The sequence below is a fragment of the Zobellia sp. B3R18 genome (assembly GCF_018860715.1).
Lineage (GTDB): Bacteria > Bacteroidota > Bacteroidia > Flavobacteriales > Flavobacteriaceae > Zobellia > Zobellia russellii.
This window is the reverse complement of sequence record NZ_JAHKQG010000013.1, coordinates 40,967-64,346: the sequence shown is the minus strand read 5'-3', so window position 1 is coordinate 64,346 and position 23,380 is coordinate 40,967. Positions and strand designations below refer to the sequence as shown.

Annotated in this window: 21 protein-coding genes; 13 read left to right on the top strand and 8 right to left on the bottom strand. The window is 38.5% G+C overall.

Annotation, left to right across the window (positions count from 1 at the left end; all coding sequences use genetic code 11):
* Positions 1-166 precede the first annotated feature (166 nt).
* Entirely contained in the window at positions 167-1,690 is a 1,524-nt protein-coding gene (locus KO513_RS15105; protein WP_215914110.1) for an alpha-L-fucosidase, read from the bottom strand.
* 399 nt (positions 1,691-2,089) lie between these two features.
* Here KO513_RS15105 and KO513_RS15100 point away from each other — a divergent pair, with 399 nt between their 5' ends.
* Both KO513_RS15100 and KO513_RS15095 read left to right on the top strand, forming a co-directional pair.
* Positions 2,090-3,718 carry a tetratricopeptide repeat protein gene (locus KO513_RS15100; RefSeq protein WP_215914109.1) on the top strand — a complete coding sequence of 543 codons (1,629 nt, stop codon included), beginning with the start codon at positions 2,090-2,092 and terminating at the stop codon, positions 3,716-3,718.
* Between the two features lie 122 nt (positions 3,719-3,840).
* On the top strand, positions 3,841-4,689 hold the full coding sequence (locus tag KO513_RS15095) for a phospholipase A (protein ID WP_215914108.1): 849 nt from the start codon (positions 3,841-3,843) through the stop codon (positions 4,687-4,689).
* A gap of 67 nt (positions 4,690-4,756) precedes the next feature.
* On the opposite strand, the gene KO513_RS15090 is transcribed toward KO513_RS15095, so the two are convergent.
* The 4 genes from KO513_RS15090 to KO513_RS15075 form a co-directional block, all read right to left on the bottom strand.
* Positions 4,757-5,206, bottom strand: a complete 450-nt coding sequence (locus tag KO513_RS15090; RefSeq protein ID WP_215914107.1) for a ferritin-like domain-containing protein — start codon at positions 5,204-5,206, stop codon at positions 4,757-4,759.
* Between the two features lie 123 nt (positions 5,207-5,329).
* Positions 5,330-5,551, bottom strand: a complete 222-nt coding sequence (locus KO513_RS15085) for a hypothetical protein (RefSeq protein WP_215439639.1) — start codon at positions 5,549-5,551, stop codon at positions 5,330-5,332.
* A gap of 208 nt (positions 5,552-5,759) precedes the next feature.
* On the bottom strand, positions 5,760-6,281 hold the full coding sequence (locus KO513_RS15080) for a DUF421 domain-containing protein (protein ID WP_215439637.1): 522 nt from the start codon (positions 6,279-6,281) through the stop codon (positions 5,760-5,762).
* A gap of 63 nt (positions 6,282-6,344) precedes the next feature.
* Complete coding sequence (locus KO513_RS15075; protein WP_215914106.1) at positions 6,345-6,749, bottom strand: VOC family protein; 405 nt, start codon at positions 6,747-6,749, stop codon at positions 6,345-6,347.
* Positions 6,750-6,978: 229 nt separating this feature from the next.
* On the opposite strand from KO513_RS15075, the gene KO513_RS15070 reads away from it, so the two are divergent.
* The 6 genes from KO513_RS15070 to KO513_RS15045 all read left to right on the top strand — a co-directional run bounded on the left by KO513_RS15070 (position 6,979) and on the right by KO513_RS15045 (position 13,993).
* On the top strand, positions 6,979-7,392 hold the full coding sequence (locus KO513_RS15070) for a hypothetical protein (protein ID WP_215914105.1): 414 nt from the start codon (positions 6,979-6,981) through the stop codon (positions 7,390-7,392).
* Positions 7,393-7,480: 88 nt separating this feature from the next.
* The gene (locus KO513_RS15065) at positions 7,481-9,613 is read left to right on the top strand and encodes a catalase (protein WP_215914104.1); all 2,133 of its coding nucleotides are present in this window, start codon (positions 7,481-7,483) and stop codon (positions 9,611-9,613) included.
* Between the two features lie 24 nt (positions 9,614-9,637).
* Positions 9,638-9,982, top strand: coding sequence for a hypothetical protein (locus KO513_RS15060; protein ID WP_215439630.1), 345 nt, complete (start codon positions 9,638-9,640; stop codon positions 9,980-9,982).
* A gap of 194 nt (positions 9,983-10,176) precedes the next feature.
* Positions 10,177-10,497, top strand: coding sequence for a hypothetical protein (locus KO513_RS15055; RefSeq protein ID WP_215439628.1), 321 nt, complete (start codon positions 10,177-10,179; stop codon positions 10,495-10,497).
* A gap of 217 nt (positions 10,498-10,714) precedes the next feature.
* Positions 10,715-11,782, top strand: coding sequence for a substrate-binding domain-containing protein (locus KO513_RS15050; protein WP_215914103.1), 1,068 nt, complete (start codon positions 10,715-10,717; stop codon positions 11,780-11,782).
* A 39-nt stretch (positions 11,783-11,821) separates the two neighbouring features.
* Positions 11,822-13,993 (top strand): DUF6851 domain-containing protein, encoded by a 2,172-nt coding sequence (locus tag KO513_RS15045; protein WP_215914102.1) that lies wholly within the window; start codon positions 11,822-11,824, stop codon positions 13,991-13,993.
* 138 nt (positions 13,994-14,131) lie between these two features.
* On the opposite strand, the gene KO513_RS15040 is transcribed toward KO513_RS15045, so the two are convergent.
* The gene (locus tag KO513_RS15040; RefSeq protein ID WP_215914101.1) at positions 14,132-15,466 is read right to left on the bottom strand and encodes a Gfo/Idh/MocA family protein; all 1,335 of its coding nucleotides are present in this window, start codon (positions 15,464-15,466) and stop codon (positions 14,132-14,134) included.
* Positions 15,466-16,875 carry a 3-keto-disaccharide hydrolase gene (locus KO513_RS15035; protein ID WP_371735820.1) on the bottom strand — a complete coding sequence of 470 codons (1,410 nt, stop codon included), beginning with the start codon at positions 16,873-16,875 and terminating at the stop codon, positions 15,466-15,468. Before KO513_RS15035 ends, KO513_RS15040 begins: the two co-directional genes overlap by 1 nt.
* A 625-nt stretch (positions 16,876-17,500) precedes the next feature.
* Here KO513_RS15035 and KO513_RS15030 point away from each other — a divergent pair.
* The 5 genes from KO513_RS15030 to KO513_RS15010 all read left to right on the top strand — a co-directional run bounded on the left by KO513_RS15030 (position 17,501) and on the right by KO513_RS15010 (position 22,043).
* Positions 17,501-17,935 (top strand): response regulator, encoded by a 435-nt coding sequence (locus KO513_RS15030; RefSeq protein WP_215914100.1) that lies wholly within the window; start codon positions 17,501-17,503, stop codon positions 17,933-17,935.
* A 169-nt stretch (positions 17,936-18,104) separates the two neighbouring features.
* Positions 18,105-18,653, top strand: coding sequence for a YSC84-related protein (locus tag KO513_RS15025; protein WP_215439618.1), 549 nt, complete (start codon positions 18,105-18,107; stop codon positions 18,651-18,653).
* A 280-nt stretch (positions 18,654-18,933) separates the two neighbouring features.
* Complete coding sequence (locus KO513_RS15020) at positions 18,934-20,730, top strand: alpha-amylase family glycosyl hydrolase (protein WP_215914099.1); 1,797 nt, start codon at positions 18,934-18,936, stop codon at positions 20,728-20,730.
* Positions 20,731-20,978: 248 nt separating this feature from the next.
* Positions 20,979-21,137, top strand: a complete 159-nt coding sequence (locus KO513_RS15015; RefSeq protein ID WP_215914098.1) for a lmo0937 family membrane protein — start codon at positions 20,979-20,981, stop codon at positions 21,135-21,137.
* 24 nt (positions 21,138-21,161) lie between these two features.
* Positions 21,162-22,043, top strand: coding sequence for a DUF808 domain-containing protein (locus KO513_RS15010; RefSeq protein WP_215914097.1), 882 nt, complete (start codon positions 21,162-21,164; stop codon positions 22,041-22,043).
* A 138-nt stretch (positions 22,044-22,181) separates the two neighbouring features.
* Here the strand turns inward: KO513_RS15010 and KO513_RS15005 are convergent, their stop codons facing one another.
* Positions 22,182-23,261, bottom strand: coding sequence for an adenylate/guanylate cyclase domain-containing protein (locus tag KO513_RS15005; RefSeq protein WP_252735860.1), 1,080 nt, complete (start codon positions 23,259-23,261; stop codon positions 22,182-22,184).
* Positions 23,262-23,380: the final 119 nt, after the last annotated feature.

Here is a 23,380-nt window from a genome sequence, read left to right as displayed (position 1 = left end):
TAACACACCTACTTTGAGTATAACATATGGTTTAGAGTATAACATATGATCTGTAGGAGACCTCTTTAAAACTTAAAATTGAATAACATACGTTAAGAAGCCGCAAGCCTCTATCAATATAAAATTCTTTGCATTTTATTTCCAAAGGACATAAAAACAATACAGATTAGAAGGTTAGTTTAAAAACATAAGCATGTTTTCCTTCAGGTTCTTTGGGTAAATTAATGTGTAATCCGTCTTTTTCTCTACTAAATATTAGTTTTTCCGTAGACCCTAATAATTCAACAGACTTAATTTCTCCTTTAAGAAGATTCTTCTCCTTTCCCAAAGTTCTTATGACCGTCTTTCCATTTTTTGGCCAATCTAATTGTATAGCGTACAGCGTGTCTCCCTTTTTAGTAAACCTAATATCATCGGCTGTGTTATCCGGGTTCTTTCGTTCACTTAGATGGCCTTCAATTACCTTTGCAGGCCCTTCACCATATACTTCCCACGGACGTGTACCATATATAGCCTCTCCATTTAGCTTTAACCACTCTCCTATCTCTAAAAGGCGTTCCTGTACCGGGTCAGGTATTTCCCCGTTTGCTTTGGGGGTAATATTCAACAACAAACAACCATTCTTACTTACTACATCTACCAAAAAGTCTATAATTCGGTTCGCACTTTTGTAATCCGGGTTGCTTATATGGCTCCAAGCTTTCCAATCAATAGAATCATCCGTTAACCATGGAAAATCCTTCATTTCACTCATTCTGGCCCGCTCAACGTCCAGCACTGCGGTACCTTTTGCAAAATCATAAAATTTATACGTAGCAACTACCTCCTGCTGGTTCCTTTCTGCATGATTATAATAATAAGAGAGAAATTCTTTTCTGTACGCTTCATCAATAACATCCATTTTATTATCGAACCACACCAAATCTGGATTATAGTTATCAATAATTTCTTTTAACCTAGCCAACCATTCTTCGTTGAACTTTTTATCACCTACGGGATAATATCTATCTGAACCTTCGTCTAATTCCTTTGTGCTCAACGGATATTGAAAATCTCCTTTCTTTAATTTTGGACCATACAAATCTGCATATTCCGGATTTGATGCGTCTGTAGATTCATCCCAAGTAGGAAACCAACCAAACAACCATTGGCGGTGGTAGGTTGCAATAAATTTCATGTCCCGCTTTCTTATTTCTTTTGCCAATTCTCCCATTATATCCCGTTTAGGCCCCATATTTTTAGCATTCCAACGGGTGAGTTTACTATCCCACATGGCAAAGCCATCGGCATGTTCGGATACAGGACCCGCAAACTTGGCTCCTGCTTTTTCAAAGAGATCCGCCCACTGGGCTGCATTAAACTTTTCTGCCTTGAACATGGGAATAAAATCTTTGTACCCAAACTCGTTTAAGGGGCCATAGGTTTGTGTATGATGCTCATAAAAACGTTTTCCCTGCTTGTGTTCGGGGTTATCGGGCGATGTATACATCCAATGTGAATACCATTCATTCTCATAAGCTGGCACGGAATAGGGTCCCCAATGGCAATAAATACCAAATTTTGCATCCCTAAACCAGTCTGGTGTTTCATGCTTTTTCAGGGATTGCCAATCTGCCTCATAACTTTTCTCCTGAGCAGCAACAAAATTAACCGCCATCATCCATACCAATACAAAAATCAAAGTCCTCATAGTTTCAAAATTTTCATCAAAATTACGAATACAACCTTATGCAAGTTTTTCTCTTTATAAAATTAGAACTTATGGGGTGTTTTTAATACCACAAATGTCTTCTTTAGGCTATGTTGAGTTTATGTAAAGTTCTATTTGAACAAAATACCAATATAATAATCGTATAACTTCTATTTTAAAAGCCTTATATACCCAGTTTTACAAGACTATTTAGGTCTAAAAAATTATATTTCCAATGCACCGCTAGTTAGATAGTATATCTTGATTATTTTGATAAATAGAAGAAATTAGTTACACTTGATGTTACCCATTCTTTATATCTTGAACATTTATGATTTGATTCTTGATACAAAGTTGTATTTATGATTATGGTTAAGGACATTTAAAAGTTTGAGGTATATGTTTCATACAAAAAAGCTAATGCGTTATTATATTCTTATTGGTTTTCTCGTTGTCCTTGGGATAAAACTCAGGGCTCAAGATTCTTCTATTCCTCTAAACATCCCTATTGAAAATACAGATACGCTTTCCGCTCAGCATACTACAAAACAAATAGATTCTTTAAAATCCGTTGTTTCGGCCAATTTAGTCAAGGGAGATACATTAAAGTCCGTTTGGACACTATTAAAATTGATGGATGTCTACAGTCATCAAGCTCACTATGCCCAAGCTTATGAAACTGTATGGACCGCCCTTAGCCTAGCGGACAATTCTGAAAATGTTGTGGTTAAATCCCATATATACCGCAGACTTGGAGCTATGTACAGTTATAATAAACGTAAGGAAGAAGCTCTTAAATACTTGCAGATGTCCCTTGACATTATGAAAAAAGCGGTAGAAAATGGCACCATGCCCAAAACCTCCTTATCACAGAACTATTATACCTTTGCTTATACTTATAGAGGGCTTAATGAACCTGAAATGGCAAAAAAATATTTGGATAGCTGCTATGCACATTATGGTGATACACCCGATAAAATTGCGCTACCATTCTTAAAATTTGAAGAATCTTATGTTCTAAGAGAGGAAAAAAAATATGATGAAGCTTTACAAATGCTTAGTGACATAGAACCCTGGTTTAAAGATAATGTACCTTCTTACTTGGTTCTCATTTACGCGTACGTGGCAGTGGTCCATAAGAGGTTAGGCAATATAGATAAGACCTTGGAATATTATAAAAAAGCCATTGCCATTTCGGACAAGTACCAGAGTCATATTGACTTCACTCCTTTTATCTACGAAAAACTGTCCGAAAACTATAAGTTGAAAGGAGATTATAAAGCGGCATATCAATCCTTGGAAAAAGCAAAAACCTTGAACGCCCAGTTTTTTGATGGAAGAAGTCAAAACAATATTCCTCTTATGGAAATTAGGAACGAATACCGGGTAGAAAAACAAAGACAACAAGAGGTTATACGCCAGCAACGTATGGAAAAGTTGGAGCAGCAGGATAAAATCTTACTGCTTCAACGTATAATTTTGGGTACTTCGCTCATATTTGTAATCATTATAGGCTTTGTTTATGTAAAACATATTCGCTCCAAACACAAGGTTGAGAAGCAGTTGATGCAAAAAACAAAAGCGCTTGAAATGGAACAGGCCCACCAGCTTTTGGAAACCAAAAACAAAGAGTTGGCGGCATCTACACTACAACTAGTTGAAAAAGATGAATTTCTAAAAAAGCTAAAAACCGAATTAAAAGGCGAAAACGGTAATGTAAAAGTCTCTGAAATCAATAGAGTCTTAAAGTCAATATCTGTAGGGAACGCCAATAACTGGGAAGAGTTTAAACTACGGTTTACAGATGTTAACAAGAACTTTTACGAAAAACTCAATAACGCCTATCCCAACCTTAGCCAAACAGATCAAAAGATATGTGCTTTGATCAAATTAAACCTTAGCAGTAAAGACATGGCCAGATTATTGGGGATATCTACCAAATCCGTTCATACCACAAGACATCGTTTACGCAAAAAAATGGGATTGCAACGCAGTGATAATCTGGAGGAACTCATTGCATCTTTATAAATACCAAGGTAACGTTTTTAAGTAGTATATATCCGTAGAGCTTATATCCGTCACGTTTCGTAGTGAAAACGCTAAAAGGAGCCGTTTTATAAGGTTATTTTTGCATTCTAACAAACCACACTATGAAACTGAAAATCTCTCTTTGGCTTTTACTGGGCTCGTTTTTTTTATCTGCCAATCTAAATGCGCAAGCTCTTAGCCGAGAAGAAATGCGCGACACCATGCAGCATATTCCATGGTTTACCATTCACAAAGACAATTACTTTGTTACGGGTGTACCCACTAATAAACCCATTAATAGCTCTACCGCAAATGCCAAATACCAAGTTAGTTTTAAACAGATTATTACCCGTAGTATTTTACCGTGGGACACCTATCTATACTTAACCTACAGCCAAAAAGCTTTTTGGGATATCTATAAAGATTCCTATCCTTTTAAGGAAATCAATTTTAACCCCACCATAGGTGTTGGTAAAGCTTTTTATGATTCCGATGATAGAATTAACGGACTGGCCAATCTTGTTTTTGAGCACGAGTCTAATGGTAGGGACAGTATTTTTTCTAGAAGTTGGAACCGACTTAGCCTGAAATATTCCACTCTTATTGGCAAGAAAACACTCCTTCATGTAAAAGGATGGTTGCCTTTTGGATATAAATCAGGAAATCCGGACTTGTTGGATTACGTGGGACTAGGGGAAGTGAGCCTATCCCATGATTTTATTCCTGACAAACTTATATTTGAGGTAAAGGTCAGAAAAGGGTTAAATTTAGACACTAGGGGGATGATTCAGACCCGGCTTCATTATCGTCCTTTCAAACACAAATCCAATCAATACATTATGCTGGAATGGTTTGCCGGCCATACAGAAAATCTAATTAACTACAAGCAGTACAACAGCATGATCCGTGTAGGATATGTTATTAAAAGTAATGAATTCAATATCCTCAAGAAAAACAGAAGAACTCCTTAAATCCGAGGTTACTTGCATAAAAAAAGCCCCTGAAAAGGGGCTTTAAATTTTCCCGAAAAATTAAAAACTATCTAACGTCTTCCAAAGTTTTAATAGTCTTAAGATCGTCCATCAACCAATCGCGTTGTTTTCTAATTACCGCAGCGGCTTCAAGGGGTAAATGTGTATCTCCTAATACTTCATTATACTCATCAATAGCGGCTTTGTCACCACGTATAGCTTCCTCCAACATAGCCTCATCACTATCGCCCGAAAAGAATGTTTTAACATCCATCCAAGCCCTATGCATAGCTCCGGTAACACTTCCGTCTATATCATCTCTAGTTTTTAAGGCAGGTGCCGCAGCTTTCAATTCTACAAGAAAGTTTCTGCGTTCTATAGATTTATTCTGGAAATAACTCTTAAGCCCTATTTCTTCTGAATTCTCAGCTGCTTTTTCATACCCTTTAATGGCATCTTCGTTCTTTTGTATAATATCATTTATACTATCTTCAATTTCTTTTATATCGTTATTCATATCTCTTTTATTTTTCCGGTAACTTAAACGCCTACCGTTTGGCGTACATTCAAATTTAGAACAAACCTTAGCCTTTGATCAATGCTAAAGGATAAGGTTTGGACGCAATGAATTTTATACTTTCTATGCCACCTTTTGCACGCTTCCAAACCTTACGATACAGATGTAATCTTCGTTTTCAAGTTTGCATTCGCCCAAACGTTTCATTTTTGCCTCTGTGGCGATGTATTGAAAGAAACTATCCTGAGATAAACTTCCTATTTGACTAATATCATCTATCCCTGAAAAAAGTGTTTCTCCCGTAATTCTGTTCTTAATAGTGTACTTGTATTCAAAATCCTGCATAACCTTTCCTTTTAGTTAAACACTTATTATCTCAACTCATAAAATCAATGATTCTCTCTTCATCTTATGAGCTTCCTTCAAAATTATTTTATGGAATAAAATTTCATGATCACTTTCAATTGAAAAATGAACTTAATTGATATGAAATAAGAAAGGCATTCCAATATGGAATGCCTTTCTTATTTCTTTAATTTTAATTAAACCTGTACTAATTTCTTGCTACATCGCTAAGTAAGAAATCTTCTACAGGCCTATCATGCTGCTTATGGAGTACGGAAATATCTCCGGTGGTTTCAAATATTACTGCTTTAACTTCGGAGAGCTCCGTTACATTGGCCTCTCTTAATTTGGCCCTTAAATCGGATTTTGCAACACGGCCTTTCCGAAGGTTTTCTTCCAAAATAATTTCACCGTCCATAAGTAGTAATGGGGTGTTGTCCATTAACTTCTTAACAGTGTCGTTCCGTCTGGCAAAAGCCGCTCCCATTTGCAACAAATAAACTGTTACAATACCAACAATCCCATCTGTAAGACTTACAGACTTGGATAGTATCGTTGTAGCTATGATTGACCCGACGGCAACGGTCATTGCAAAATCAAAACTCGACATTTTAGAAAAACTGCGCTTGCCACATATTCGTGTCATTAAAATCACGGCTATATAAATTCCTACTGCCGTGATACAAATGGCGCCAAACGCTTCCCATGAAAATTTAAACCACTCCTCCATAAATTCAGTTTTTCAAAAAATTGATACTACCTCTCCCCTATTATTTCAAATTGCAAGTTGAATCTAATTTAAATCGCAATTTATCATCCAATTAATACCAAAACGGTCCGTAAAGCGTCCAAATAACGCGTTCCATTCGCGCTCCCTTAGTTCGTGGTGTATACGACCTCCTGAAGACAATTGCTCATATAGACTTTCCGCTTCTTTCCTATCATTAAGGTCTATACTCAAATGAATCTTTGTTCCTTCAGTTAGCGGTGTATCCGGTGCGGCATCATATGCCATAAAATGAATGCCTTTACCTTTTAATTCGGCGTGTTGCAAACGGTCACGATAAGAAGAGGGTACATCTATCTTTTTATCGGCATAGGTCTGCCTGTTTTTTATTTCGGCGTCGAATAGGTCTGCGTAAAAATTAAGTGCTTCTTGGCAATTTCCATCAAATGCTAAATATGCTTGTATTTTCATTGTATTGAATTTTAAAATTTACAGCAAGTTATAGGAACTACACCTTGATGATCGATTACATCGCACTAATAGTTAACACAAAAAAATGGAGCATTGAGCTTCATACCTTTATGAAGCTATTTATAAAATCGAAATTTCAAATAGCATTTGCACTAATAATGATTTTTTTACAGCCAATCAATTCTTGGCCTCTTCCCTAATTTTAGCTTGAAAATCAATAATTATAAGGATGGAATGTCTTGAGCAACTATTAAAGGTGTATGTCATTAGCGAACTGAGATGCATTGAAGGTGCGGTAAAATCCAAAACGCCCCTTATGCGAATGTTTATGGAGCAATGCGCTATTGAGCGGTCCAACTTCATTCTGGACATTTGGCATACTGCCATAAGACAGGAACAGAACGTTGAACTCTCTGAACTTTACGCATGGCATAACCAATTATACGGCAAAAATTATTTAGCTGTTACTACAGGCAGCAATATTAATATAGACTTGCTACACAGAAAGGCTTTGGAAATTTGTGAGTGTATGATCGATATGGACCTACCGGACAAGTTAACCATACTATTAGTAGAGCATTACACAAAAATTCAAGGAGACCTTCTTGCGTTAGCTCACATAAGGGCGCTAACAGAAAATTAGAAAACCTAAACATTCCAATGTTGAGCATTGCCATAATCTTTTTACTCAAAAAGAATCCCATAAGAACATCCCTTAAAATGAACTTTATATGAAAGCTGATAAAAACACAAGCACAAAAAAAGAAGAGCAACTAAAGAAATCTACTGTTGATTATGAGGGCAAGCCCTTAACCACTAGGCAAGGACTCAAAGTAAACGATACAAACAACTCTTTAAAAGCCGGACCGCGAGGAGCTACGTTATTGGAGGATTTTCTGCTACGTGAAAAAATTCACAACTTTGACCACGAACGTATTCCGGAGCGAATTGTCCATGCCCGAGGAAGCGGAGCACATGGCTATTTTGAACTTTACGAAAGTATAGAGGAATATTCCAAAGCCGGTATTTTTACCGATACATCTAGGAAAACTCCTGTTTTTGTGCGTTTTTCTACCGTTGCAGGATCAAAAGGGTCTACAGATTTGGCAAGGGATGTAAGGGGCTTTGCCGTAAAATTTTATACAGACGAAGGCACATGGGATTTAGTTGGAAACAACATGCCCATCTTTTTTATACAGGATGCCATGAAATTCCCTGATTTGATTCATTCGGTCAAGCCTGAGCCACATCAGGAAATTCCGCAAGCGGCCTCTGCCCATGATACATTCTATGACTTTGTTTCACTTACACCGGAAACACTTCACAACCATATTTGGGTAATGAGCGACAGGGCCATACCACGTAGTTATCGTATGATGGAAGGATTTGGCATACATACATTTAGACTTGTAAATAAAGAAGGTAAGGCTCATTTTGTAAAATTTCATTGGAAACCTAAATTAGGAGTACACTCCGTTACTTGGGATGAGGCCGTTAAAATTAGTGGCGCCGATTCGGATTTTCACCGAAGAGATTTATGGAATGCTATTGAAGCCGGAGAATATCCTGAATGGGAACTAGGGTTACAGATAGTTCCAGAGGAAGATGAACACAAATATGATTTTGACCTCTTGGACCCTACCAAACTAATACCTGAAGAAATGGTACCTGTTAAAATAGTAGGTAAAATGGTCTTGAATAGAAATCCGGAAAATTTCTTCGCAGAGACAGAACAGGTTGCATTCATGCCAGGAAGTATTGTACCAGGTATAGATTTCACAAATGACCCCCTTTTACAGGGCCGGTTGTTCTCTTATAGAGATACCCAACTCTCTAGATTGGGTACACATAATTTTCACCAAATACCAATTAACAAACCGGTAGTAGAAGCTCGTAACAACCAACGGGACGGTCATATGCAAACCGAGATTCCAAAAGGACGAACTGCTTATTTCCCAAATTCAATTGGTGGGGGTTGTCCATACCTTTCATCTGTTGAAGAAGGAGGTTTTGAATCTTACCAAGAGCGTATTGATGCCAAGAAAATTAGAACTCGGAGCGAAAGTTTTAACGATCATTTCTCCCAACCCGCTCTTTTTTATAGAAGTCTTTCTGATTGGGAAAAAGAACATGTTATTAGCGCCTACTCATTTGAATTAGGTAAATGTGACATCAAACATATAAAGGAGCGAATGCTTTATTTGATTGATAAGATTGATTCTGACCTCGCTAAAAAAGTAGCGGGCAATCTAGGTATGAAGGTTCCTTCTTCCATCAAAGAACCCATAAATCAGGCTATTGGTGCAGATGCAGATGTAGAGGCGCAACAGCCATCGGAGAAGAAGAACTATTTGGGTGAATCCCCTAAACTTAGTCAAGCGAACACTAATTTCAGTTCTATTGCCACACGGCAGATTGCGGTTTTGGTAGCCGATGGTTTTAGTATGAGCCAATTCAAGACCGTAAAAGATGCTCTGGAAAAAGAAGGCGCCATGATTAAATTAATTGCACCGCACGGTGGTACGGTCACTTGTGATGAAGATATGGAGCACCAAGTTGATGCGGCAATTATGACTACGGAAAGTGTTCTGTTTGATGCTATTTATATTCCAGGAGGCAAATCATCTATTGATGGGCTATCGGCACAGTCCAAATTTACGAAGTTCGTAAACGAAAGTTATAAACACTGTAAAGCTATTGCTGTAAGCGGCGAAGCCGAAGATTTCTTAAAGAATACCGCCATTACGGATATAGAAGGTGATGAAGCCATTTTTATAAATGGCAAACCAGAAGAGTTCATTAAAGCTATTGCTAAACACCGTAACTGGAAGAGAAGAGAAAAAGCGGAAAAAATACCCGCTTAAGTTTAACCTTAAAAAGAAAATATTATGACTAATGAATATGCAAAGCACGAAACAGACTATATAAAGAGTTATGAGAAATTGGGGTATACCGACTCATACCGATTTGTAAAGGGAGAATTAAGAAGTACTAAGACAGATAAGGCATACGCCGCAAAAGATATTACTATCGTAAAAGAGCATCGTTATGAAGGAATGAGCAATCCCTCAGATATGTCATTGTTGTATGTCATAGAAACTAGTGATGGTGGTAAAGGCACATTGCTTGCGGGTTATGGTCCCAGCGCAGATGCAGACCTCTACGAGTTTTTAGAAACCATTCCTGAAGAAAATATCAAAGACGAAGATTTATTACCGGCAGACGCTAAGTAATTTATCTATTCCCCCATTGTAAAAGCCCGAAGCAAAATACTTCGGGCTTTTCTTTGACTTAAACGGAAGGGCAAAAATCCAGACGAAAACATCCTATTGAAATGTCTTTGCCAATAGAGATAAAATTTGAATCAATAGGACGACCTACAACTGCATGAGCTTTTTAATTTTGAAAAAAACAATTTCCTAAGAATATGCCTAGATTATTAGCTAAGAAGAAAAGTTCCATCAAAACAAATACTACAAAGAACGCCTTAAAAAGAAACCTGAATAATTTAAACAGACAGGTTAGGGAATTAAAAAGAAATTTTGAAAGCAACTTTCCCAAATACCCTTCAGCTAAATTTGAAGCAGTTAGGGAATTCAATATTAAACTGGTTCGTGTAAAATCGCGTTTAAACCGCATTGCTACGTTAGTTTCTCAAAATAGAAAAGGAGCCCGTAAAAATCTTGTTCGTGTTTCCCGGGAAATTCAGACTCTTAAAAATACTAGGCACAATCTCTACGAATCCTAACTAGATTATTGCGTTTTTTCAGCTACTATTAACAGCTTGGTTAGGCGAGGCTTTTCTGATTACCCGTCTAAACAAACCTATTTCGTGTGCGTACACAAAACAAACCCTAGAGTTTTATAAGACTAGAATTATCCTTATATTTGACATACAAATAATTCAACTACAACCAACTAACCATGGTAGCTCTAAATTGCTGCTACACTCATAAATTATTGTATTGAAAACAATTAAAGATATTGCCGAAGAAGCTAAAGTTTCTACCGGTACAGTGGACAGGGTTATTCATAAACGACCCGGGGTCTCTCCAAAAACCAGGGAAAAGGTTCAAAAATTACTTGACAAGTATGACTTTGAAAGAAATATATTGGCAAGCACCCTGGCTTTCAAGAAAAAATACAGAATTGCGACCCTAATTCCCTCAGTCGTATCTAAAAACCAATTCTGGCACGGACCACATTTGGGTATGAAGTCTGCCGCCAAGGAAATAAAAAAATACGGGGTTGAAACCCACCGCTTCTTTTTTGATCAATACGATTTAAAATCATACGAGAAGGCTCTTGATAAAATTTTGGACCTCAACCCTAACGGGGTGGTTTTTGCTCCTTTCTTTTACAACACATCTCTTGCTTTTGCTGAAAAATTAAAAGCCAAGGACATTCCATTTATTTTTATAAATATTGATTTGGATACGTCTAACAAACTAACTTACATTGGCCAAAACGCACAGCGCAGTGGGTATCTGTGTGGTAAGATGATGGATTTAATCACCAAATCATCTGGACATATCGCTGTTTTAACTTCCCAAAAAAATGTGGACAGCCATTTGGCCATTGAAACAAGGATTAAAGGGTTTCATGATTACTTTGAAAACAATTCAAATACGAATCATATAAAAAAAGTTCTGATTGATGATTTTGATTCGAAAAAAGTAGAAATCGCGCTTTCCGAAGCCCTTAAGAATGATGAAGCTATCTCCGGAATCTTTGTTCCCTCCAGTGCTGTTTTTACCGTTGCCCAATACTTTGAAAAGAAGAATATTACGCATATTCGTACGGTAGGGTTTGACACACATTTGGATAATCTTAATTACATTAGAAAGGGTGCCATTGATTTTGTCATTGACCAAAATCCTTTTGAACAAGGCTATATGGGATTAAAAATACTTTGTGAGTATCTATTGTTGAACAAAACGCCCAAACCTAAATATAACTCGCCCATAAACATTGTTACCCAAGAAAATGTTGACTACTTTGATGTAGCGGAAACCATTGAATACGCTGTCTAGGTAAAGTTTACGGAAAGTATTTTTCGTACAAAATGTTACATGAAAAAAATACTGCTTTTAATCCTTTTTTGCGCTGCATGTGCCGTCAATGCACAACACTCTATTGCCAGACAATGGAATGACGTTCTTTTAGACGCTATTAGAGTGGATTATGCCAGACCCACGGTTCATGCGCGTAATCTATACCATAGTTCCGTACTCATGTACGATGCCTGGGCGTTGTTTGATGATACGGCCCAAACCGTATTCCTTGGCCAGACTTACGGTGGTTACAATTGCAGATTTAACGGAATTATACAACCAACAGCCATAGATCAAGCTAGGCAAGAAGTTATGAGCTATGCACTGTTCAGGTTATTAGCCCATCGTTTTGCTACTTCTCCCGGTGCAAATGAAACATTGTCCAACATAGAAAACCTGTTCCTGTCCCTTGGCTATGACCCACAATTTACCTCTACTGATTATAGTAGCGGTTCATACGCTGCGTTGGGCAATTATTTGGGCAATGAGATGATCAGGTTTGGCGAACAAGATGGAGCCAACGAAACATTTGAATATGGTAATCAACTGTACCAACCTACCAACCCTCCCTTGGTATTGGCAGAATATCAAGATATAACCAATATTGACCCAAACCACTGGCAGCCCCTGTCTTTTGACCTTTTTATTGATCAATCAGGAAATTCCGTTCCAGTTTCCATACCGGATTTTCTAGGACCCGAATGGGGTGCCGTAGTACCATTTGCACTAAATGAGGCCGATATGCAAATTAAGAACAACGGTTTTGATTCTCATTTATATTTCAATACTCAAGAGCCTCCCCAAATAGAAAATTCCATAGGCAACGGAATTGACGACCCTTACAAGTGGAATTTCACTTTAGTGGCCGCTTGGTCTGCGCATCTAGACCCAGAAGATGACACTCAAATAGACATCTCTCCGGCCAGTTTGGGCAATGTAGATATTAACACCTACCCTACTACGTTTGAAGCTTATAAAAATTTCTATAATCTTATGGACGGAGGGGATACCGGTCAAGGTCATGACCTCAACCCACACACCAACCAACCCTACTCCCCTCAGTTTGTAAAGCGATCGGACTATACGCGAGTCCTTGCCGAATTCTGGGCAGACGGCCCCGACTCCGAAACACCACCGGGACATTGGTTTACCATACTCAATTATGTAAGTGACCATCCATTGGTAGATAAAAAACTTAAAGGTGAAGGTCCCACTTTAAATAATCTTGAGTGGGATGTAAAATGTTATTTGGCACTTGGTGGAGCCATGCACGATTCGGCTATTGCTACTTGGGGCATTAAAGGATATTTTGATTATGTTAGACCTATATCGGCAATTAGGTATATGTCAGGAAAAGGGCAAAGTAGTGATCCTTCCTTACCCAGCTTTGATCCTCAGGGCATACCGTTGATTCCTGACCTAATTGAACTAATTGAAGAGGATGACCCCCTGGCAGGCACTATGGGTGAGTTTGTGGGAGAAATTAAAATCAAGGTATGGCGAGGCCCCGATTTCATAAACAATCCCATAAGCGATGTAGCAGGTGTGGGTTGGATTTTAGGTACGCATTGGTGGCCTTACCAACGCGGTACTTTTGTTACACCTCCATTTGCAGGCTATGTATCCGGGCATTCTACCTTTTCCAGAGCGGCCGCAGAAGTAATGACCCAATTAACGGGAGATGCTTTTTTTCCTGGTGGTATGGGAACGTTTGACATTAAAGCCAATCAATTTTTGGTATTTGAAAATGGCCCTTCAGAAGATTTCACCCTGCAATGGGCCACCTATAGGGATGCTTCGGACCAAACTAGCCTTTCTAGATTATGGGGCGGTATACATCCCCCAATAGACGATATTCCTGGTCGCTTAATAGGAGAGCAAATAGGAAAACAGGCTTTCGCCAAAGCGGAACTTCTTTTTGGTAACCCGACTTCGGCTGAGGAAAACGAAGCTAACACCATTCCATTTCCTATTCCGTTTGAACAAGAAATAAACCTTGCTACAGATTTGCAAGGCCCGTATACGGTGCTACTCTTTAATATGAGAGGGGAATTGGCCCATACAGAAAACATCGACTTTAATATTTCCTATAAAATTAACCCTCATGGGCTTTCCTCTGGGATATATATTCTAACTATAAAGAATAGCGAGGGGGTAATTGTTCATAAGCAAAAGGTGATTAGAAGGTGAGCTTTTCTTATCATAGTCTACAACCTTTCTTTTTTTCCTAAGAACAAACCAACAAAAAAGGTCCGCATAAATAAATCATACGGACCTTAAAAAAAACAAAAACAAACTGCTTACGGTATTCTTCTCTACATTGAGAAGTTATAACTTAGGTTCCCAACCTTGGGCGTATTCACGTTTCCACCAGTCTTTCATAACCTTTTCGTTATTTAAGACCTTACCTGTAGCCTTATCAATTTTAAGGGTTTCTCCGGCATCTTGTGCCATATTACCCAGATGACAAAGCATGGTAGAGATACTTGCATCTTTAATATCAGAATTGAGGGATTTATCTTCCCTGATTCCAGCAAAGAAATTACCTACATGGTTCACATCTAGACTGCCACCGCCTTGAGTATTGGTACCTGTGCTTTGATCCCCTCCTTCTTTTATATCCTTAATTTGATTTCCACCTAAATCGTACAATTTGTAGCCTCCCCTACTTAAAGTTATAATTCCTTTACTTCCGTAAATGGTAATTCCCCTTCCTGGTTGGTTTGGAAGGATTTTTCCTCTACTATGGCCTGTCCACGTGATAAATTTATCATCACCAAACTTATAGGTTACCTGTTGGTTGTCTACAAATTCCCAATCGTCATCATATGCATATTTCCCTCCGAAGGAAGTTACACTATCCGGTAAATCAACTCCTAAAGCCCATCTACAAATATCTATTTCATGAGTACCATTGTTATGAACTTCGCCAGTACCCCAATTTTTAAACCAGTGCCAGTTGTAAGGATGAATGTTATCTCTATAATCTTCTCTAACGGCGGGCCCTTGCCACATATCCCAATCTAACGTTGAGGGTACAGGAACTTTATTGCCTACACCAATAGAGCCACGATTGTTAGAATAATAGGCTTCACCCTTAAAGACATCTCCGATAATGCCTTCGTTGATTTCTTTTACAGCTAAAGCAGAAGATTTTGCCGAACGCTGTTGGTTACCCATTTGAACTTTTTTACCATACTTTTTTTGGGCCTCTACGAGCAGGTCGTTTTCCCAAGGGTTATGGCTACAAGGCTTTTCAACATATACGTGTTTACCGGCCTGTAGCGCCATTATGGCCATTGGGGCATGCCAATGTTCCGGGGTAGCAATAAATACGGCATCTACCTTTTTATCCTCTAACACTTTTCTAAAATCCTTTTCAACTTTAGGTACGTAACCTATGTTTTCTTTACACCAGAGATTATGCTCTGCTATAATATTATCATCTACATCACAGGTATATATAATTTTAGCATTCTTATTAGTATGAATGGCCGCAATATGTGCTTTTGCTCTACTTCTTACACCAATGATAGCACAATTAATATGGTCATTTGCACCAAGTATATTGGCATGGGCCATAGAAGGTAAAACAAGTCCGCTAAACGATAAAGCCATTGAACCCGTTGCGGTTTTCTTTATAAAATTTCTTCTACTAGTCATTACTTATCTTCTTTAGGTGTTTTTATTTGAATGTTTTTAAAGCTAACTCTATCGCCATGATCCTGCAATAAAATCTGACCCTTGTCCAACTCTCCAAAATTGGGCCACTTGGCGTATTTACTTTCCGAAACCAATTTTCTGTATGCATCGCTTTTACGCTCATATTCCAAAACTTTAGCTCCATTAAGATAGTGTTCTACATGGTTATCCTTGGATATAATATATGCTGTGTTCCACTCCCCTATGGGTTTGATCGGCTTCTTTGGGTCTGCTTGAATTAAATCATACAGCGAAGAAACGGTACGGCTACCATCATGGTTTCCTTTTTTTGCATCCGGATGTCTCTCATCGTCTAAAATTTGGTATTCCAATCCTATGGATGAACCTGCACCTTTATTTAATTCGGTATCTACATAGTACTTAATTCCGCTGTTAGCTCCTTCGGTCAACTTAAAATCAACTTTAAGTTCAAAATCGCTATAAGCTTCAGTGGTAACAATATCTCCTCCGGCAGCAGACTCTTCTCCACCTGAAGATAACACAGTAAGTATGCCATCTTTTATCTCCCAGCCCTTATCAGGGAAACCTTCCAACTTAGCACCTCTCCAACCTTCGGTAGTTTCTCCGTCCCAAAGTAATTCCCAACCTTGGTCCTTTTCATTTTTTGTAAGCTGGTTGGCCATATTTATAGCTGGCAACGGACTCTTTTGAGCATATTTCTGAACATCGTCCGTAATAATTTTGATATTCTTCCAAACGATTTCGGTTCCCGGAGTTTTGTCCTTTCCTATAGAATGAACCTGTAAACCAATAAAACCACTATCTGTCTGCGTATCTATCAAATGGGCTGCGGGTACACCATTAATCCATGTTTTTAACGTATCGCCAATAGCTTCAATCCGGTAATGGTTCCAGTCATTTTGCTTAAAAGCCTGTTTTGCCTTTGTATTGTCATCATCTAAAGGATGTAACCAACCCCTACGCGCCTCATCGTAAATACCGGCACTCCATGCCCGGTCTGATGGGTCAATCTCAATTTGATACCCATGGATTCTACCGTTCATATAATAGGGAAAACTATTACTACGGATTTGAATTCCAGAATTCATGGATGGGTCTACTTTATAATCCAATTCCAAGATAAAATCATCGTACATTTTATCTGTTGTCATAAATGAGTTTGGGGTGTTGCTAACCGTAGTTCCTACGATAGAATTATCCCTAATTTCATAAATGGCCTTTCCGCCTTTTTGAGTCCAACCGGTAAAAGTTTCTCCATCAAAAAGATCTGTCCATGGTAGGGTTTCTTTTTTCTGGGCCTCACAGCTTACAAAAAGACTTGATGCCATTAGTAGCAGTGCACTTTTATACCCAAAGGTCCTTAGTTTACTTACGTTTAAATACTTCATTTTAATAGTTTAAAATTGTTTTGATGTTTATGATTTTAGAGCGTCAAACGGATTAGTTCTAGTTAAAAAACTATGTGGTTAAAAAAAACAGTTGTGTTTCCCTCCTCAACCAAATACATATAATGAGTTAATCTGTTTACTTGAGTATATTTTACTTAACAACCATTTGCAAAAAGCAGTTAACGGTTTAATTAAATAATAAATATTTACGAATGTAATTTTCTGTCCTCAAATAACCTAGCAAAAATCCAACAAAATGTGTGCGCACACGTAAAAATTATTTATGATTCCGCCAAATACAGGTGAATAAATTGCCGAAAATGATAAAAGTCCTTCCTATACAACAAGGTTATTATCATACCTTATTATCTGGAATAACGCCCTAAATTTGTACTGAAAAATTCATTTGAGTTAATATCAAAAGTAATCTGAGTCCGTTTTTCACCTCGGATTTATTATTTTGGCCCCAATCATTTCTTTTGTTAATTAAAGTCTAAATAAAGCTCCAAACCAAGTTCTTTTAACGTACATAGATTGGCTTTTAAAATTTCTAAAACAGAATGCATTTTAACAGATATTTTAAGGCAACAAATTATTTAGGACCAAATAAACTATAAAAATTACTATGACTCTCAACCTTTATTTAGCGGATGACGATACTGAAGACCGTGAACTGTTTGTTGAAGCACTTGATGAAATTGATGTTTCTACTCAAATAACCCAGTTTGATAATGGTGTGGACCTTATGGACGACTTATTTTCTTCTACTGATTTGCCCGACGCCATCTTCTTAGACCTGAACATGCCCCTCATGAACGGTTTTGAGTGCCTTACAGATATCAGGAACTTTCCTAGGTTTGATGATATTAAGGTAATCGTTTACTCCACTTCTTACAGACTGCGAGAAGTAAATCAATTACAAACTGATGGTGCTAACCAGTATATACAAAAGCCATCTTCATTTGATGACCTAAAAGTAATGCTTCAAAAAAGTTTGGTTTCCTTAATTGAAAAAAATACTTCGGCTATAAATCCTAGTGAGTTTGTTATATTGGTCTAGCTACATATAGACCTCCAATTTTCACAAATTCCATTGACCCAAACGGTAATCCTTTTACTCTAAAAACTTCCTTCTTTTTGCATCATAATTTCAATGAATAGCGGCAATTTAGGCTTAGGACGACCTTTATTTTTGTATCAGAATTTAAGTTTAATTTAAAACTATTGATATGAAAATCACAAAATCAATTTTAATAGCGGCAATGGTACTTTTCTCTTTAGGTACGTATGCCCAAGATCAAGATGACCAAAGAGTAATGGCCGATGCCGAAAAAGCTAAAGCAAAATTGCAGAAAGCGGATTATGGACTAGACCAATTTTTCAAAAACGCACCGGGATATGTCGTATTCCCTAATGTTGGTGAAGGCGGACTTATCGTTGGTGGTGCATCTGGTAATGGTGTACTTTACGAAAACGGAAAAGCCGTTGGTATGGCAGATTTAAAGAAAGTAGACGTAGGATTACAAGCTGGTGGTCAAGCATTGACTGAAATTATATTCTTTGAAACCGAAGATGCCCTTAACGAGTTTAAACAAGGTGAATTTGAACTTTCTGCCGAAGCTACTGCAGTAGCCCTTGAAAAAGGAGTTGCAGCCAACGCTAATTATGATGACGGTGTAGTTGTATTTGCCAAGCCTAAAAAAGGGTTAATGGCAGACCTATCCGTAGGTGGTCAAAAGTTTAAGTATACGGACATGGAGCTAATTGATAAGAAATAATTAGATTGTTCACTTATATGAAAAGGGGCCTTACACTTGTAAGGTCCCTTTTTCTTTGTACACTTTTTTATTTACTCCCGTTCGTAAAGATGGACTTGTATGTACACTACCCTCTCCTGAATTTCGTTCCAAAACCTTTTCAATCTATTACATCCATAAGATTAATATTTAGGCGATTAGGGTTATTTTAAAAACCCTTTGAGACCAACTTCCATTTCAGATTCGCATTATTTTGTACTGAACAATATGAGCTCCTTTGCTTATACTAATTACAGATATTATGGAAGCTATTTTAAATAAAAGTGCGGGTATGGGAGCCATCTTAACAGAAGACGGGCCTACTACCTTTAGAGTTTGGGCGCCCAATGCAGATAAGGTTTTTGTTATTGGCGATTTTAACGATTGGAAAAAAGATGATTTTGAACTGGAACACGAAGAAAACGGCTACTGGGCCGGTGTTACGGATAAGTGTAGAGAAGGTGATGAATACAAATTCCTCATTTTAAACGGGACCAATGAGTACGAACGTAACGACCCCTACGCCGTAGAGGTTACGAATAGTAATGGGAATTCCATTGCCAGAAAGCTGGATTTTGATTGGGAGGGAGATGATTTTCAAATACCTAATTGGAACGAACTGGTTATTTACGAATTGCATGTAGGAACGTTTAATCGTAAAAAGCCCAATCAGGTAGGTACTTTTGAAGATGTCATTGAAAAACTACCCTATCTAAAAAATTTGGGAATTAACTGTATTGAACTACTGCCCGTAGCTGAATTTGCCGGAGGTATTTCTTGGGGCTACAATCCGGCACACCCTTTTGCCATAGAACAGGATTATGGCGGACCGGATGGTTTTGCAAAACTTGTAAAGGAAGCTCATAAGAATGGTATTGCGGTAATTATGGACGTGGTCTATAACCATTTTGGACCTTCGGACGTAGATCTTTGGCAATTTGATGGTTGGCATGAAAATGACAAAGGAGGAATTTACTTTTATAACGATTACCGCTCGGAAACCCCTTGGGGAGATACCCGTCCGGATTACGGTCGTCCTGAGGTTAGAAAATACATCGCGGACAATGCTATGTTCTGGATAGAACAATACCGTTGTGACGGTTTGCGTATGGACGCCACCTCTTACATTAGGTTTGAAGGCGGTGGTCTTGGACTGGATACGGAAATTAATGAAGGCAATATTCTTATGAGGGATATTAACATGCAAATTCAATCTAAATATCCACACATTTTAACTATTGCCGAAGACCTTAAAGGAGACGACAAAGTTACTGATGGGGCCGAGTACGGAGGATTGGCATACGGCTCTCAATGGGATATGAATTTTGTACATCCTGTGCGGGAAGTACTCACCATGATAAATGATGACGATAGGGACCTACAGCATATCGTAAATGCGTTGACCTATACTTATAGTGGTGATGCGTTTAAAAGAATAATTTACACGGAATCGCATGACGAGGTAGCCAATGGAAAGGCTAGGGTTCCTGAAGAAATACAGCCGGGAGATGCCGAGAGTCCGTTTGCGAAAAAACGTGCCATTCTAGGTATGGTACTTACCTTGACAGCTCCAGGAATCCCCATGTTGTTTCAAGGCCAGGAATTTATTGAAGATGAATATTTTCAGGATACCGAAGCCTTGGATTGGGAAAAATTTGAAAAACTAAAGGGCATCAGCAAATTGTCTACGGACCTAATTGCACTTAGAACAGGAAAGGCAGATCGCACTAACGGCCTGCGAGGGCAACAGTTAGATATTGTTCATTTTAATCAGGACAATAAAATCCTTGCTTATGTGCGCAGTAGGGATTCCGACGATAACGAACCGGTATTGGTAGTTCTTAATTTTGGGGACAGGCCATTTGAGGAATACGGAATTGGGGTTGCCGAAGATGCCGATTGGAAATTAAGGTTCAACAGCACCTGGAAAGGGTATGATGATGATTTCTCGGAGCTGGAAGTAGAAGATATGGAAAAAGTAGCGGAGTCTACAGACGAAAAACCCTTTACTGGTAAGATTACGATTCCTGCTTATGCCGCATTAATTTATACAAAATAGCTTTTAGTAAATTAAGAGTCAACAACTGCTCTGTAGGGATAAGGATAAGTACTTGTTTCGCAGAGCAGTTTTACTTTTCATCTGCCCTTTACCCAACTATTTTAGAAACTATTATGATCAAAAAAGATTTGGATAGCAGCTATAGCCCATAAAAGTGTATCATATATTACCAATACTTAAAAATAAACTCTAGGGAATGGTCATATTTAAAACTTTTATGCCCTTGACCCTTTAAAACAGAAAAAATTATGAAATATCTCATATATACCCTCATAATAGTATTGATAATTGGATGGATTTTAGGATTTTTGATTTTTAAAATTCTAGGAGGCCTTATTCACCTATTATTGGTACTGGCCGTCATTCTTATAATCTATAACTGGTTTATAGAACGAAAAAAAAACTAAATAATAAAACACCAACCCTTAACTATGGCTTCAGGATTTTTTGCATTACTAGATGATATTGCCACACTCATGGATGACGTTGCCGCTATGAGTAAAATTACGGCTAAGAAAACAGCAGGTATTCTTGGTGATGATTTGGCCGTGAATGCCGAAAAAGCTTCCGGATTTATGTCCGATCGTGAGATTCCCGTGCTTTGGGCCATCTCCAAAGGTTCTATGGTGAATAAATTAATTATCCTGCCCGTAGCCTTTCTGCTCAGTGCTTTTTTGCCCTCTGCCATAATTGTTGCCTTAATTTTAGGAGGATTGTACTTAGCCTATGAAGGTGCGGAAAAAATTTATGAAATCTTCGTGCCCCATCATGACGAATCGCATGAAAAACTGAACGCGAACATGACCGAAGCAGATATACTTGCTTTGGAAAAGGAACGCGTAAAATCTGCCATTGTAACGGATTTTATACTTTCCGTAGAAATTATAATTATTGCATTGGGCGCAGTAGCTGCAGAACCACTTTCCATACAAATACCGGTAGTTTCATTAATTGCCCTTATTGCCACCGTTGGTGTTTACGGTATAGTGGCTTTAATAGTCCGTATGGATGAATTTGGGCTAAGGCTCATCAACCTAAATGAGCGGGACAATAGCTTCTCTGACTATATGGGTAGGTTCTTGGTAAACGCTTTGCCTTGGGTAATCAAAAGCCTGTCCGTTATAGGTACTATAGCCCTTCTATTGGTTGCAGGCGGTATTTTTGCCCATAATATTCATTTTTTCCATGACCTTTTACCGCAACTTCCAAGTATTGTTAAAGAATTCTTGGTAGGCCTTGGTGTTGGTTTTGTGATCTTATTGGTCGTTAAATTGGTAATGAAAGTTGTAAGTCTCTTTAAAAAGAAAAAATAGGCTATTACATCAAAACGGTGTGGGATTTTAAATCCTATCGGTTTCATTGGTCTTCTTTCTGGATGACGTCCATTTCCTGCTGGAAAAAGCTACTCAGCCGGTGACTCCCGTAACATGGTGCAATGGCATCTTTGTACTTCACCCCTGCCGCTCCACGGTAAACAGTTCTACGGTTTCCTCTTTGCCCCTAAGTGGCGTATTTCCCATATCGCGGGGCTTTAAATGGGCTGGCAGCCGTAGTGCGTTAATCAGCCTTTGGGACACTAGAAGGTCTACTTGGTAACTGTTGCAAAGCCCTTGTATACGGGCCGTAGTATTGAGTACATCACCGGTAAAGATAATCTCCTTTTTTAGGGCACCGATCTCTCCGGTGGTTACCTTTCCATAATGCAGTCCGGCCTTAAAACGGGGCACTACGCCAAATTTGGTACGGTAGGCTTCGGTCTTGGCATCTAGGCTGTCTTTCATCGCAAAAAAACAACGAATGCAATTGTTATTTTTAATACCCGCTTCAAACGGCCAGGAAATCACAATTTCATCGCCTATATACTGGTAGACCTCACCTTCATGGGCTACAATAGCATCGGAGAAATCCGAGTAATAGGACTTCAGTAATTCAAAATAGGTAATATGGCCCAGCTCCTCCGCAATGGTGGTAGAAGATTTCATATCCAGAAACAGGAACACCCGTTTCTCTTCCACAGGTTTATGGTATTTCCCCGTGAAAAAATTCATGAGTACCCCATGCCCCAAGTTATCACTGATCTCTAAATAGAAGAGCGACAAAAACAGGCTGACCACCAAAGAAACTAAAGTGCTATAAAAATCCATACTCAGTAAAAAGTTCAAGAACTTCTGTAGCACAAGAGAATCCCACGGAGGTACCTCTAGTTCTATACTTGCCGCCAGCGGATAGGTCATGACTATAACGGCCAAGATAAATAGGAGGTAAAACCCCATTTTATAAACGATTTTCTTTGCCAGACTCCGGTTCTGGAACAGCTTGCCCAACCAGAATATTTCAATACACCCCATTAACAACCCCACGCAGCCTACGGCAATAATGGCAAAAACAAAAACCTCTAGCGTAAGCGAAATGGATGTTTCCGGGTTTATATTTTTATTACCCGTTACGGCCTCCTGAATAAAAAGAATAAACAGACCCAAAACCATATGGATAATACCGAACGGCGCAACACGCGCTAGGTTTCGCTTCATTTTTGGAGATGGGCCGGTTTTCATGGTTGGTTTGTACGATAACTGTGCACTAAAGTTATAATCTTTTTTAAAACCGGGGCCGCACAGAGCATCCAAATAAAAGCTGAGCCGGCCCTTGG

Coding starts and splice junctions, on each gene's coding strand:
- KO513_RS15030 (WP_215914100.1), top strand. CDS start 17,501: ATGACTCTCAACCTTTATTTAGCGGATGACGATACTGAAGACCGTGAA.
- KO513_RS15070 (WP_215914105.1), top strand. CDS start 6,979: ATGGAATGTCTTGAGCAACTATTAAAGGTGTATGTCATTAGCGAACTG.
- KO513_RS15040 (WP_215914101.1), bottom strand. CDS start 15,466: ATGACTAGTAGAAGAAATTTTATAAAGAAAACCGCAACGGGTTCAATG.
- KO513_RS15055 (WP_215439628.1), top strand. CDS start 10,177: ATGCCTAGATTATTAGCTAAGAAGAAAAGTTCCATCAAAACAAATACT.
- KO513_RS15085 (WP_215439639.1), bottom strand. CDS start 5,551: ATGCAGGATTTTGAATACAAGTACACTATTAAGAACAGAATTACGGGA.
- KO513_RS15025 (WP_215439618.1), top strand. CDS start 18,105: ATGAAAATCACAAAATCAATTTTAATAGCGGCAATGGTACTTTTCTCT.
- KO513_RS15065 (WP_215914104.1), top strand. CDS start 7,481: ATGAAAGCTGATAAAAACACAAGCACAAAAAAAGAAGAGCAACTAAAG.
- KO513_RS15060 (WP_215439630.1), top strand. CDS start 9,638: ATGACTAATGAATATGCAAAGCACGAAACAGACTATATAAAGAGTTAT.
- KO513_RS15045 (WP_215914102.1), top strand. CDS start 11,822: ATGAAAAAAATACTGCTTTTAATCCTTTTTTGCGCTGCATGTGCCGTC.
- KO513_RS15035 (WP_371735820.1), bottom strand. CDS start 16,875: ATGAAGTATTTAAACGTAAGTAAACTAAGGACCTTTGGGTATAAAAGT.
- KO513_RS15005 (WP_252735860.1), bottom strand. CDS start 23,261: ATGAAGCGAAACCTAGCGCGTGTTGCGCCGTTCGGTATTATCCATATG.
- KO513_RS15010 (WP_215914097.1), top strand. CDS start 21,162: ATGGCTTCAGGATTTTTTGCATTACTAGATGATATTGCCACACTCATG.
- KO513_RS15090 (WP_215914107.1), bottom strand. CDS start 5,206: ATGAATAACGATATAAAAGAAATTGAAGATAGTATAAATGATATTATA.
- KO513_RS15105 (WP_215914110.1), bottom strand. CDS start 1,690: ATGAGGACTTTGATTTTTGTATTGGTATGGATGATGGCGGTTAATTTT.
- KO513_RS15075 (WP_215914106.1), bottom strand. CDS start 6,749: ATGAAAATACAAGCATATTTAGCATTTGATGGAAATTGCCAAGAAGCA.
- KO513_RS15100 (WP_215914109.1), top strand. CDS start 2,090: ATGTTTCATACAAAAAAGCTAATGCGTTATTATATTCTTATTGGTTTT.
- KO513_RS15080 (WP_215439637.1), bottom strand. CDS start 6,281: ATGGAGGAGTGGTTTAAATTTTCATGGGAAGCGTTTGGCGCCATTTGT.
- KO513_RS15020 (WP_215914099.1), top strand. CDS start 18,934: ATGGAAGCTATTTTAAATAAAAGTGCGGGTATGGGAGCCATCTTAACA.
- KO513_RS15095 (WP_215914108.1), top strand. CDS start 3,841: ATGAAACTGAAAATCTCTCTTTGGCTTTTACTGGGCTCGTTTTTTTTA.
- KO513_RS15015 (WP_215914098.1), top strand. CDS start 20,979: ATGAAATATCTCATATATACCCTCATAATAGTATTGATAATTGGATGG.